An 11,936-nucleotide genomic window follows, 5' to 3' on the forward strand; every position below is an offset into this window, starting at 1 on the left:
ATTTAAGCTCCCCCATGAAAGCATTTGGACATGCGCTTTCAACAATGGGTTGTTGTATTTATTTTAAGTTTTTGGTCTCAACTCACATTTGCGACTATGACCATTACCACCAGCGGCGCATCAGGCACCGGTGATATCACAGGTACAACTGGAACTACTTTTTGGTACAGTAATATCAATGCCGCAGGAACTCTTGATGCCTTTACCGGTGGCGCAAATTGTTCACCTACAAGAAACCCTAACTGTAAAAATCCAACTGATCGAATCACTATTTCAGTTACTAGTACTGTAACTTCTAGTGGTGGTAAAATTTATTTAGGTTACAATGCTACTGCCCCGGCAGTTGGAACAGCCATAGCAGGACTCACCACAATCGCAGCTTCACAAAGCTATACAGCTAGTACTGCGGTGAGCTTCACACCTACAGTTAGCGACATTTGCTCAAATACCGGAGCTGTAGTCGATAACAATTGTGTGAGTGCGGCATATCCTAAGACAGTTATTTTTTATGCTGTAGCTGATGCAAATAATAGTGGCAGTATTGAAGCAGGTGAAGATTTTGCAACAATTACGATGAAAGTAAAATCGTCAATCACACAAGAATTCTCATCGGCAACAACTCCAACAGGGCTTTATCAATTTGTATCTTTTCCGGGTGACAAAAAAGTACATTTCAAAAATATCGTTGCAGTCGTAACGTTTCCCAATATTGAAAACGGAATAAAAAATGTGCGCTTTTACTACACCACAGGGCCAAATTGCGATATGTCTACAGTTGCATCTGTAGATGCCTTTGCAAGGGTTGGCCTTACTTCCACCAACTTAGAAACCACAGTTGATGTTACAACAGCAGCACTTGGAACTTATTTTCTAAAACCCCTTGAGAACGACATTACATATTATTTTAAAGTAGCCCTTAGAGATTACGCCGGAAATATCGGTTATCTTACTCCTGTTGGTGAAAACTCATGTGGTCATTCAGCAAAGCCAAGTGAAGTCGTAGGGCTTCTCTCTGAAAAAATGAATTGTTTTATTGCAACTGCGGCCTTTGGCTCACCCATGGCACCTCAAGTTGAAATTTTAAGAAATTTTCGCGGTGCTTATTTGATGAAATCAAAAACAGGTCGAACCCTTGTTAGATGGTATTATAAAAATTCTCCAGCATGGGCACGAGCAATTGAAAAACGCCCCAATGTAAAAGCCTTTGTTCGCGTAGCGCTCACACCACTTGTTGGATTTAGTTATTTATCACTTAAATTTGGCGCTGCTAACGCATCGATGTTTGCAGTTACACTCCTTTTACTTCCCTTTTTAATTTATCGACTCAAAAAGGCGGGTCAAAGGTGAAAATACTTTTCGTAACTACTTTTATCTTCTCCACTTTATTTTTCTGTGTTTCAGCAAGCGCACAAGATGAAGACTCAAACACTAAAGTAGATGTGAATCGCGATTTAGCACTTCCACCCACTGGCAGATCTGCAAGTGATGATCTTGTTGATTTATCAAAAATCAATCGAGACAATGATGAAATCTCATCTAAAGACGCTCAGAAAAGAAAAACCCCAGCAGAGAATGAAAGTACATTACGCCTTGTACCCTTTGGCGCAAGCGATGACGAAGAACTCAAACTTGAGCAAAAACTTAAAAAGGGAGTTCATCTTTATAAAACAAAACCCAGCCCACTTACTCGTAGTGCCGGCATTAGGGTTGGCCCTTACACTCCCACAAATCTCTCAGGCGATACTGCAGGTGTAACCTTTCAAAATGTTTACCCAACAGCTACTCCATTTTTAATCGGTCTTGATTATGAATTTTTACTTTTTCAAAAAATCGGTAAAATTGGAATTCGCCCAGCACTTGCATTTATCACAGCCTCCGGACAAGGCCGCTTTAAAAACGCCCCAACACTTCAGGCTGAAGAAATCGTAAGTCTTTATGCATTCCCAGCAAGTATTTCAGGAGTTTATCATCTTCAGTTTTGGGATAACCAACCTTTGGTTCCCTTTGGTGAAGCAGGGGGAGATTACATAGGATTTATGGAATACCGACCTGATAAAGAAAAATTTGCAGACGCCACACGCTATGGTGGTGCACCGGCTTGGCATTGGGCTGCGGGCTTACAACTTCAATTAGATTTCCTCAATCGTGAAGGACTCTGGCAATTAGACTCAGAATACGGTATTAACCACATCTACTTAGTAGGAGCTGTGCGACAGATCATTGGTCTGGATAGCACATTTAATTTTTCAGCTCTTGTCTATGAAGGTGGCTTTTTATTTGAATTTTGAAGAATTAAAACTCCGCGCTCCTTTTGGTAAAGTCAAACTCACCATTGAATACGACGGAACAAACTATTTCGGCTGGCAACGTCAAGCGCCCGAGATTCCATCTATTCAAGGCTTTATGGAAAATGCCGTTGAAAAACTTTATGGGCAAAAAATTACTATCTTCGGAGCCGGCCGTACCGACGCAGGTGTGCACGCACTAAATCAAATCGCTCATTTTATTCCTACACGTGACCCTCATTCATATAATTTTGTGCATGCTTTTCAATCACTTCTACCCACTGACATTGTTGTGAAAAAAGCGGAATCTGTTCCCGTTAACTTTCACGCACAAACATCAGCAGTTGATAAAACATATATTTATAAAATCTGGAACGAACCAATTCCCAGCGCTATCAGATCTAAGCGCTCACTCTTTATTCGAAAACCACTGGACATCGCAAAATTAAATAAAGCCGCACAATATTTTGTGGGCACACATGACTTTGCAGCACTTAGAACCTTAGGAAGTGCGGCAAAAACAACTGTGCGTACTGTAAACTGGGTGAAGTTCACAAAAAACGAAGACTTTGTTGAATTTCAAATCAATGGAAATGGATTTTTAAAACAAATGGTGCGAAATATCGTTGGCACTCTTTTACAAATAGAACTTAACGACAGACATCCCGACAGCATCCCTGAACTTATCGCAACCCGCAATCGCCAATTCGCCGGCCCAACTGTTGAACCCCAGGGTCTTTATCTTAAAGAAGTGACGTACCCCATAGAACTCAAAGGCACGTCACTTTAACTTCAGTAATTCTGGTGCAGCTGATCCGAAAAGAAAAACCTCAAACGAAACCCAGCGTTGATATTATGTAACTTGCTTTTGTATCAGCTTTAATGACAATCTCTCTGTATGGAAAAAGAAATTAAAGACCCTGAAGTTAAAACACCTCCCGATGAATTTTCTAAAACGGCAGCCGCCGCAAAACTTAGCGGGACCTATAACGAAACGGCGGGTTTCTTCAAACGAAAATTTGGCAATCTAACTGATGATACCCAACTTAAAGAAGACGGTCGCAATCAGCAACTACTAGGTAAGATTCATCACTTTGTTGGAACTATCAGAAGTGTTCGAGAAGCGGCTGTTGGAAAACTTAATACCACTCGCATCGACTCTCAAGCCATCTGCCGTAAACATGGCGGGAAGTTTCTGGATCTCGCATCAGAGTTTGTAAATGATATAAAAAAATTATTGTTAAAATAGTTTCGTCACAAACTCGGAGGATTTATGAAAAATATTTTCTTAGGTGCTTTGGTATGTTTTGTTGCGACTCAAGCTCAAGCTTTTGATTTCAACGTCATCGGGTTTTCAAAAATTCAAAAAACCACTCAAGGCAATGTGTATCACTACAGTAACATCAGCTCAAAAACTGAAGTCATCAACGGCAAGTCTGTTTTTGGCTCGGCAAACGGCGATGAATGTGCACAAGCGCATAATCCTAACTGTCGCGCACCCATCAACATGATACGTCTTACAGCGACTAATCTTTTGCCGTTCGTTCGATGGCCGCACATAATAGTCGCCCCCACTCAAGTGGTGTACGGTTCATCCATTAGTCAATTTGGATCAATGTCTTTTGACTCTCAATGGGGAAATCAAGTTAGTTTCAAAAAACCATTCACGGCAATTTGTGCAACTGCTGCTCAAAATGGAGTAGCCATAAATAGTTCATGTGAACCCCTTAAACGTGGCGATATGGTGAAATTTACAGTGAGCATCATTGACGATCGGAATAACGACGGAATCTACGATTTTAATGACGCAATCAAAAGCTTCCCGATTGTTATTAACTCCACCATTGTGGCCCAATCCTGCCCCTGTGATGGATCAGGCCTCTATTACTACGAGCTGAAAGCTCAGAACAAAGCCATTATGCTTAATAAAATACAAACCCAATCTGGCTTTCCTGGGCTTACCCAAGTTGGTATCAAAACTGTTCGCTTTTATTATGTAAAAGGCCCTGAAGAGTTCGACGCCGAACTCTTTGAAAGCATTAATATGAAATCTTCATACTTTGATATTCCAGTTGATCAAACCACTGGAAATTTAAGTACTTACGTTATTAATAAGGGGATTGAAAAAGGAGTTCGTTATTATTTCAGAGTGGCCCTGGTGGATAATTCAGGAAACATTGGATATCTCGCCGACACCCAAGATGCTAATCCCACTCACACCGCCTATATTTCTCCTTAATAATAATCTGGGCTTTGTGTACCGAGCCTTGACAAGCCGGCGCAACCCCTGTAGAAATCGCCTTTACACCAACACTAATTTTTTGAGGATTTCATGAAAACCTACAACGCAAAACCAGGCGAAATTGAACAGCAGTGGCATATCATTGACGCCTCTGGCAAAATTTTGGGCCGTCTCTCAACTGAGATTGCAAATATTCTGCGCGGCAAACACCGCCCCACATTTACACCCCACGTTGATACCGGCGACTTTGTTGTTGTTATCAATGCTGAAAAAATCGAAATGACTGGCAATAAATGGAAGACAAAAAATTACTACCGTCACTCTGAGTGGTTCGGTGGTTTGAAAACCATGTCTGCTGAACAAATGAGAGATCATCAACCTGAGTTCATCATTCGTGAAGCCGTAAAGGGAATGCTTCCTAAAAATAAACTTGCGCGTAACATGATCACTAAATTAAAAGTTTACGCAGGTCCTGAGCATCCACATAAAGCTCAAAAGCCAGAAGCCTTAACACCTTCAGAGCCAGGACTCATAGGGAGAATAAATTAAGATGGCATCAAAAGAACAAATTTTCTACGCAACCGGCCGACGCAAAACAAGCACAGCACGTGTATTCTTAAAGCCCGGCAAAGGTGAAATCACAGTAAACGCACAACCTTTTGAAAAGTACCTACAACGCAAAACTGGTCAAATGATTATGCAACAGCCATTAGATCTCACTGCCAACACTGGCAAGTTTGATATTAATGTAACTGTAGCCGGTGGTGGTGAAGCCAGCCAAGCTGGAGCCATTCGTCACGGTATTGCCCGCGCACTTCTCGCATTTAATATTGAGTTGCGCCCTGTTTTGAAAAAAGCGGGATTCTTAACACGCGATCCACGTATGAAAGAGCGTAAAAAATACGGTCAACGTGGTGCTCGTGCGCGCTATCAATACAGCAAGCGCTAAGATTAAATTCGAATACAACAGCTTCGCCAGAGCGCGAAGCGATTTACCAAAGAGCCGGCACAATTTGTCGGCTCTTTTCATTTTATGTTAAGAAATTATTCTTCAAGAATATAGTTGAGAGGATCAATGGGCTGTCCATTTACTCGCACTTCGTAATGAACGTGAGGGCCGGTTGATCTACCTGTATTTCCGACCGCACCAATCACATCGCCGTGACGAAGTTTTTGTCCGTAGGCCACATTGATTTGTGAATTATGGCCATAGCGTGTTTCAACACCATAACCATGATCAATGATAATAAGTTTTCCATAACCAGCGTCATAACCTGCAAAAGTAACGATACCGTCGGCTGTTGTATGCACAGGTGTTCCAGGGGCCGCAGCGATATCAAGACCTTCATGCATCATGGGTTTATCAGTGTGTGGAGAAAGTCGGTAACCGAAACGAGATGTGTACCAACCTTGTGTTGGTTTAGATGAAGGAGTCGCAGCAAGAAGTGCTGAGCGATCTTGTAAAAGCTCCCATAATTCTAAAACACCTTGTTCTCGTAAAGCACTTTGCTTGGTCACTTGATCAATACGAATACTGAGTTTTGTGTAATCGTGATCTTCTTCTCGAGCTAATTCACCGTTAGATAAATCTTGAAGTGATTTAGGCTTAAATACTGGCTCATCAACCAATTGCGATGCGGGTGTACGTTCAGCATCATTTTCACCAAGCTCTTCAGCCTCTGCACGTGAACGAGACAGAGGACCCATGGCTAAATTTAACCCACGATCAGGATCATTAACCGCTGTGATTAACTTTAGTTTTGTTGAGAAAGTTTTAATGCGATCTAGAGCATTCTCAAGACTATTGAGTTTTCCTTCAACGACTTGAAATTGAGAACGGAGCTCAGAATTTTCGGCATGGAGTCTTTTGTTCTCAATGCTTTGAGAAAGTAGACTGATATAATCCACAATGACAGCGGCTAAAATAACAAAGCCTACAGCCACGGACCATACAAAAAGCTTGAAGTGACTGGCAGAAAATACACGCTTATGTACTTTGCTTTTTCTGTCAGGAATCACCATGATGGTGATAAATTTATTGTCCAACAATCCCCCACACTAATTTTGAAATTGTCTAATTACTTTATGTATCTACATCGGTCAAATGAGTCAATTTCATAAGCCCTACTACTATCTTGACTCATTGCAATGAAGTGTCAAGTCACAACCTGTATGAAGATGGCAGAAATGTTATCATCACCACCATTACGCTTGGCCTCTTCAATTAAACGCGGCGCAACATCGTCAAAAGGTATTGTTAGACAAATGTCGCAAATACGACGATCTGTCACTTGCCCACTCAAACCGTCTGAACACATTAAGATATAATCACCCTCTTGAAGCTCCCGTTCAAGCACATCACAATGGACTACCCTTTCAAAACCGACAGACCTCGTGATCACATTTTTTGCCATAAATTGAGGAGCATTTTCTGGCTTAATTAATCCTGCGCGAATTTGTTCGTTGAGTAACGAATGATCATCAGTCATTTGCCAAATATACGGAGGATGAATCAAGTAAACGCGGCTATCACCTACGTTACCAATGAAGAGCTTATTATTGCGCATGAGAACAGTAACAGCTGTTGTACCCATTCCTTTTAGGTTGGAATTACTCTGACTCATTTCATAAATATTTTTGCTCGCTGAAGTGTAGGCGCGTTGTAAAAGATCATAAGGGCTTACACCTTGATCTTCTTTCCAACTTTTACGCACCACTTCTTCGATTGTTTGCGCAGCAAGTTTACTAGCGACTTCTCCTCCTTGATGGCCGCCCATTCCATCAGCGACAACATAGAGGCCCAAATCATCTACAACTAAAAAATAATCCTGATTATTTTCGCGCTTGAGACCTACGTCTGTTACGCCAGCTACTTTGAGTCGCATTACTAAATAGTAACAGGGAAAAAACAAACTAGCAATTGTGCGCCGCTAAATCGCAGGCATTATGCACCATCTGAAATCAACACCAGGCAAGCGTTTCAGACAAACGACTAGTTCTTTTTTGGAGCCGAAAAGGTTTTGGTGAAGACTCAACTTCGGGTTTAAAATTGACGATATAACACATATGAAACGCTGGCAGAAGAACCTCTTTATTCTTGGATTATTTGTCTCCCTCTTCCTACACTTTGGAACTGGTTTATGGGTCTATTTTGTAGCAAAAACTCCTACAAAACCTGAGGCAATTGAGATTTCTATCGTCGATAACAACCTGACTGACAAAGTTTTGCAAGACAGAGCTCGCCAAATCGTTGAGCAAAGTGAACAACAGATTAATGATGAAATTGACGACAAAGCAAAATATTTATCTCGCCACAACCAACGTGTCGCTGAAGAAACCCGCGCTGAACATACTGGTAAATTTCAAAACGATGCCAAAGAAGGGGAAGCGAAAAAAGAAAACAAACCCCAACAAGAAGTGGCAGAAAATAAAAAACAAAAATCTGCTACTGAAGAAAAAAGTGAAAACCTTGATGGCGACATTGAACTTCCAAAACTCTCTGCCCTGAAGCCGCGATTTCAGTGGGATAAAATACCAAGTGGTGTTTCAAATCCAGGGCCACGAAGCCAAACCGACGATCACCTAAAAGATATGCTCACTGGGCCGCAAACCCTTTTGAGTTCACGAGAATTTGTATATTACACTTACTATTCACGTATCAAAGAACGCTTACGTATGTTTTGGGAACCCAAGATAAAAGAAAAAGTTGCACGCTTATTTATGAGCGGAAGACACCTTGCCTCAGAAGAAGACCGCATTACTCGTCTTGTGATCACACTTGATAATAAGGGTAAACTCGTACGAGTTCAGGTTCTGGGAGCATCCGGATTAAAAGATCTCGATGATGCCGCAATTGAAGCGTTTCAAGCAGCCGCACCGTTTCCGAATCCACCAAGTGGAATTGTAGAAGCTGACGGAACAATTAAGATCCGTTGGGATTTTATCCTCGAAGCTTAATTTTTTTAAATTGTAACGTCTAAATTGCGAGAATTTCGCTTCGAAGAAATAACACTTGGCATAAGCTTTAATTTTAAAGGATGAACACAATCAACTTTTAAGTTCACTCTTTGACCCGCACGAAGAATTCTTGCACTTAGATTAAGCACACGCACAAGATCACCATTAAAATTAATGATGACCTCACTCTTGGCGATATTCTCTTCAACGATCGCCCAAACAAGTTGTCCTTTTCGTAAGTTTCTCAAGTGTGGTTTCATGCTTACCCTAAGTCATCAATAATTGAGATTCTTTTGAAGATGACTGGTTTAATTTCGTTTTGCCCGAGTGCTTGTTCTTGTGTGAATACGGTGCCGCGCGTTTCATTTACTTCTTCTACCTGCATTTTTGCACGTGCACGGGCCTGTGCTCTTGCGATCGTTGCTTGCTGAAGAGCTTCTTCAGGTGATTTAGGAGGCCCCATCTTTGTTGAAGATGCTAAACTTTGGCTTTGTGTGCTTTGGGTTATTACTTGAGTCTGCTCTGGCTTTATTGATTTTTGATATACATCTAATAATGGATTATGCTGCTGCGTTGTGGTGATGGCTTCTTCAGCAGGGGTGTTTTGTGAATCATTGAGCCAAACGGGTTCTTTATCGACAACAAGTCGATCGCGATTGAGCTTAATAATAAGTTCTAATTCGCCTTGAGGAATATCTACTTGTCTTGAGATATCCTCAGTGGAAAAACCTTGGTTTGCAAGTTTAGCGGCCTGTAAATACTTAACCGTAGTTTGTCGCTCGATGATTTCTTGATGTGGAATTCTGTCTTGAAATATTTTTGCTACTTCTTGTGATTTCTCAATAGCTGTCTGTACTTTATGAAGATGTCTTTCAATATCCTCAACACGCTCTTGTACATCTTGTTGTTTGCCATCAATGATTTGAGTAAGTTGTCGACCGATGGTTTCACTGCGATCCATGAGATCTTGAAGAATTGCAATTTTGCTTGTGAGAAGTTGAAGTCCTTTACTCATTCGAGGATCTTCTGCATTTCTTGTGCGTGATCTCTCAATGAGTAAGCAACTTACTATTGCAATAAAAGCCAAGTCGAGCGCGACTTGAAGAAGAATCAGTAGGCCCATCCGTGAACCCTCCTGCTTTAAGTTTACGATTTTATAGTTAGTCCCGCAATTTCTTTGAATTTACTGGACTTACGGTCAGCGTAAAGACTCAACAAATCGTTTAATGCGTTTCATACCTTCAACGATACGCTCTTCTTTGAGTGTATAGGTTAGGCGCAGGCAACCTTCCATCCCAAATTCAACACCAGGTACTGTTACGACACCTTCTGCATCGATAAGACTTGAACAGAACTCTGTAGAATTGTTGATAACTTGCCCAGCCGGAGTTTTTCTTCCAAATACTTTTGAAATATTAGGAAAAATATAAAATGCGCCTAGTGGTTCTACAACATCTAAATCTTCAACTGTGCGTAAAATTTTAATTGCTGAATCACGTCGACTCGCTAATTCTTTCATGGCTTTTTGGACTTCTTCTTGTGGCCCGCGCAATGCGGCGACCGCTGCTTTTTGAGCAAAAGCAACACCACAACTTGCACTCTGACTTTGATAATTTGCACATGCATCGATGACTTTTTTATCACCAACTAATGAACCAATGCGCCACCCCGTCATGCTGTACGTTTTACTAACTGAGTTTGCGAGTAAAACGCGACCTCGTAATTTTTCACTTACGCAGGCAATGTTTGGCGCAATTTTAGAACCGTCGTAAATCATTTTGTCATATATATCATCGCTGATGACCCAAACACCTGTGAGTTCTAAAACCGCTGCTAAATCTCTAAGTTCTTGCTCACTATAAACTTGACCCGTTGGATTATTAGGCGAATTTAAAATTAAAACTTTTGATTTTGCTGTCAATGAACGTTTTAAAAGATCAGGGGTAAGTTTAAAATTTGTTTCACGTGGGCAAACAGGAATCACAGGTTTTGCATCTGCTAGTTCAGCCATTGTAGGATAACTCACCCAATAAGGTGCCGGAATAATAACTTCATCACCCGGATTACATAAAACCTGAAGGGCATTAAAAATAACTTGTTTGGCACCAATACCAATCATGCATTGATTGGGTTCATAACTTAATCCTAAATCTAATTTAGTACGCTCCACCACCGCCGAGCGCAAGTCAGGGATTCCAGCAGCTGGAGTATATTTTGTGAATCCTTCATCTAAAGATTTTTTTGCTGCTATTTTGATAAATTCAAAGGTATCCCAATCGGGTTCACCAATGGCAAGACTTACGATATCTCTGCCAGCTTTTGTGAGTTCTTGAGCCTTCGTGTTCAGGGCCATCGTGGCGGAAGGTTTCATCTTTTGAGCGCGGTCTGAAAGCATAGATTACCTCTTTTTGTGTAACTTCTTTTTCAAAGCATCAACGACAGGTTTTGGAACAAGTTGAGAAACATCACCACCATGAAGTGCAACTTCTTTTACTGTGTGTGAGGCAATGTAATAATAATTTTCACCCGTCATCATGATAAACGTTTCAATCTTGGGGTAGAGTTTTCTATTCATAGTAGCCATTGCCAATTCATATTCAAAATCAGAAACAGCTCTTAAGCCCCTGATAATAACTCGTGATTTAATTTTTTTCATGTAATCAACTGTGAGACCGTCATGAATATCTACAACGACATTTTTTAAATGTTTTACTGATTTTTCTAAAAGAACTTTGCGTTCAGAAGCAGAAAAAAGCGCATCTTTTCTTGAACTGTTAGCAACAACGACACAAAGGCCACCAAAAATTTTTGCAGCCCTTTCAATAACGTCGATATGCCCAAGTGTTGGCGGATCAAAACTCCCAGGATAAACAGCAGTCACTTTATGAACCATTAGACTCCTCACACTTCTGGTAAAACGCCAGAAGTTTATCACCATAATTACGGCTGTCAACGCGTCTGAGGCCACCAACCTCATCGGGTAATGGTTCATGCTTTGAATGCTCAATCATGACCCGCGTTTTAGTAGTCGCCGCAGTACTTTTACTTAAGGCTTCTAATGTTTTTATACAAATTTTTGAAGGAAATGGTGGGTCAATAAATACCAGGTCAAATTCATTTCCCACATAATGATCTAAAAAATGAATAGCCTCATCTTTGACAATTTCAACACCCTCATCAATTTTCAATAATGTCTGATTTTGCCGGATAATCTGAATAGATTTTATACTACTTTCTACCATGACAACCTCATGAGCGCCCCTTGAGAGGGCCTCCCAACTCAAATTTCCAGTTCCTGCGTAGAGATCTAATACACGGGCACCTTCGACATCTACGGCTATAATATTAAAGAGGCTTTCTTTTACACGATCTGTAGTAGGTCGAATATGATCTTTGTCAAAAGTAACAAGCCGGTGGCCCTTGAATTTTCCAGAGATAATTCGCATGGTTTT

15 protein-coding genes are annotated in these 11,936 nt (G+C 40.9%); 8 read left to right on the plus strand and 7 right to left on the minus strand.

Features of this window, described 5'->3' with window-relative positions:
* The first annotated feature begins 30 nt into the window (after window positions 1-30).
* The 7 genes from SGI74_11360 to rpsI all read left to right on the plus strand — a co-directional run bounded on the left by SGI74_11360 (window position 31) and on the right by rpsI (window position 5,476).
* Window positions 31-1,347, plus strand: coding sequence for a CFI-box-CTERM domain-containing protein (locus SGI74_11360; protein MDZ4678090.1), 1,317 nt, complete (start codon window positions 31-33; stop codon window positions 1,345-1,347).
* The gene (locus tag SGI74_11365) at window positions 1,344-2,288 is read left to right on the plus strand and encodes a hypothetical protein (GenBank protein MDZ4678091.1); all 945 of its coding nucleotides are present in this window, start codon (window positions 1,344-1,346) and stop codon (window positions 2,286-2,288) included. Before SGI74_11360 ends, SGI74_11365 begins: the two co-directional genes overlap by 4 nt.
* Entirely contained in the window at window positions 2,278-3,075 is a 798-nt protein-coding gene (gene truA / locus SGI74_11370) for a tRNA pseudouridine(38-40) synthase TruA (GenBank protein MDZ4678092.1), read from the plus strand. The genes SGI74_11365 and truA overlap by 11 nt, the downstream gene beginning before the upstream one ends.
* 108 nt (window positions 3,076-3,183) lie before the next feature.
* Entirely contained in the window at window positions 3,184-3,534 is a 351-nt protein-coding gene (locus SGI74_11375) for a CsbD family protein (protein ID MDZ4678093.1), read from the plus strand.
* A gap of 24 nt (window positions 3,535-3,558) precedes the next feature.
* On the plus strand, window positions 3,559-4,524 hold the full coding sequence (locus tag SGI74_11380) for a hypothetical protein (protein MDZ4678094.1): 966 nt from the start codon (window positions 3,559-3,561) through the stop codon (window positions 4,522-4,524).
* 93 nt (window positions 4,525-4,617) lie between these two features.
* Window positions 4,618-5,076 carry a 50S ribosomal protein L13 gene (gene rplM, locus SGI74_11385; protein MDZ4678095.1) on the plus strand — a complete coding sequence of 153 codons (459 nt, stop codon included), beginning with the start codon at window positions 4,618-4,620 and terminating at the stop codon, window positions 5,074-5,076.
* A 1-nt stretch (window position 5,077) separates the two neighbouring features.
* Window positions 5,078-5,476: a 30S ribosomal protein S9 gene (gene rpsI / locus SGI74_11390; GenBank protein ID MDZ4678096.1), complete on the plus strand. Its 399-nt coding sequence runs from the start codon at window positions 5,078-5,080 to the stop codon at window positions 5,474-5,476.
* Window positions 5,477-5,571: 95 nt separating this feature from the next.
* On the opposite strand, the gene SGI74_11395 is transcribed toward rpsI, so the two are convergent.
* Window positions 5,572-6,573, minus strand: a complete 1,002-nt coding sequence (locus tag SGI74_11395; protein MDZ4678097.1) for a M23 family metallopeptidase — start codon at window positions 6,571-6,573, stop codon at window positions 5,572-5,574.
* A gap of 110 nt (window positions 6,574-6,683) precedes the next feature.
* Complete coding sequence (locus SGI74_11400) at window positions 6,684-7,412, minus strand: Stp1/IreP family PP2C-type Ser/Thr phosphatase (GenBank protein ID MDZ4678098.1); 729 nt, start codon at window positions 7,410-7,412, stop codon at window positions 6,684-6,686.
* A 181-nt stretch (window positions 7,413-7,593) separates the two neighbouring features.
* Between SGI74_11400 and SGI74_11405 the strand changes: the two genes are divergently transcribed.
* On the plus strand, window positions 7,594-8,484 hold the full coding sequence (locus tag SGI74_11405) for a TonB family protein (GenBank protein MDZ4678099.1): 891 nt from the start codon (window positions 7,594-7,596) through the stop codon (window positions 8,482-8,484).
* Between the two features lie 5 nt (window positions 8,485-8,489).
* Here the strand turns inward: SGI74_11405 and SGI74_11410 are convergent, their stop codons facing one another.
* From SGI74_11410 to rsmD, 5 genes are all read right to left on the minus strand, one after another.
* Complete coding sequence (locus SGI74_11410; GenBank protein ID MDZ4678100.1) at window positions 8,490-8,744, minus strand: hypothetical protein; 255 nt, start codon at window positions 8,742-8,744, stop codon at window positions 8,490-8,492.
* Window positions 8,745-8,746: 2 nt separating this feature from the next.
* Window positions 8,747-9,607, minus strand: coding sequence for a DUF2802 domain-containing protein (locus SGI74_11415; GenBank protein MDZ4678101.1), 861 nt, complete (start codon window positions 9,605-9,607; stop codon window positions 8,747-8,749).
* 75 nt (window positions 9,608-9,682) lie between these two features.
* Entirely contained in the window at window positions 9,683-10,879 is a 1,197-nt protein-coding gene (locus SGI74_11420; protein ID MDZ4678102.1) for a pyridoxal phosphate-dependent aminotransferase, read from the minus strand.
* A 3-nt stretch (window positions 10,880-10,882) separates the two neighbouring features.
* Window positions 10,883-11,365, minus strand: a complete 483-nt coding sequence (coaD, locus tag SGI74_11425) for a pantetheine-phosphate adenylyltransferase (GenBank protein ID MDZ4678103.1) — start codon at window positions 11,363-11,365, stop codon at window positions 10,883-10,885.
* A 1-nt stretch (window position 11,366) separates the two neighbouring features.
* The gene (rsmD, locus tag SGI74_11430) at window positions 11,367-11,930 is read right to left on the minus strand and encodes a 16S rRNA (guanine(966)-N(2))-methyltransferase RsmD (GenBank protein MDZ4678104.1); all 564 of its coding nucleotides are present in this window, start codon (window positions 11,928-11,930) and stop codon (window positions 11,367-11,369) included.
* Window positions 11,931-11,936 lie beyond the last annotated feature (6 nt).

It is taken from the genome of Oligoflexia bacterium, assembly GCA_034439615.1.
Classification (GTDB): Bacteria; Bdellovibrionota; Bdellovibrionia; order JABDDW01; family JABDDW01; genus JAWXAT01.

Coding starts and splice junctions, on each gene's coding strand:
- SGI74_11360 (MDZ4678090.1), top strand. CDS start 31: ATGCGCTTTCAACAATGGGTTGTTGTATTTATTTTAAGTTTTTGGTCT.
- SGI74_11375 (MDZ4678093.1), top strand. CDS start 3,184: ATGGAAAAAGAAATTAAAGACCCTGAAGTTAAAACACCTCCCGATGAA.
- SGI74_11380 (MDZ4678094.1), top strand. CDS start 3,559: ATGAAAAATATTTTCTTAGGTGCTTTGGTATGTTTTGTTGCGACTCAA.
- rplM (MDZ4678095.1), top strand. CDS start 4,618: ATGAAAACCTACAACGCAAAACCAGGCGAAATTGAACAGCAGTGGCAT.
- rpsI (MDZ4678096.1), top strand. CDS start 5,078: ATGGCATCAAAAGAACAAATTTTCTACGCAACCGGCCGACGCAAAACA.
- SGI74_11400 (MDZ4678098.1), bottom strand. CDS start 7,412: ATGCGACTCAAAGTAGCTGGCGTAACAGACGTAGGTCTCAAGCGCGAA.
- SGI74_11405 (MDZ4678099.1), top strand. CDS start 7,594: ATGAAACGCTGGCAGAAGAACCTCTTTATTCTTGGATTATTTGTCTCC.
- SGI74_11410 (MDZ4678100.1), bottom strand. CDS start 8,744: ATGAAACCACACTTGAGAAACTTACGAAAAGGACAACTTGTTTGGGCG.
- SGI74_11415 (MDZ4678101.1), bottom strand. CDS start 9,607: ATGGGCCTACTGATTCTTCTTCAAGTCGCGCTCGACTTGGCTTTTATT.
- SGI74_11420 (MDZ4678102.1), bottom strand. CDS start 10,879: ATGCTTTCAGACCGCGCTCAAAAGATGAAACCTTCCGCCACGATGGCC.
- rsmD (MDZ4678104.1), bottom strand. CDS start 11,930: ATGCGAATTATCTCTGGAAAATTCAAGGGCCACCGGCTTGTTACTTTT.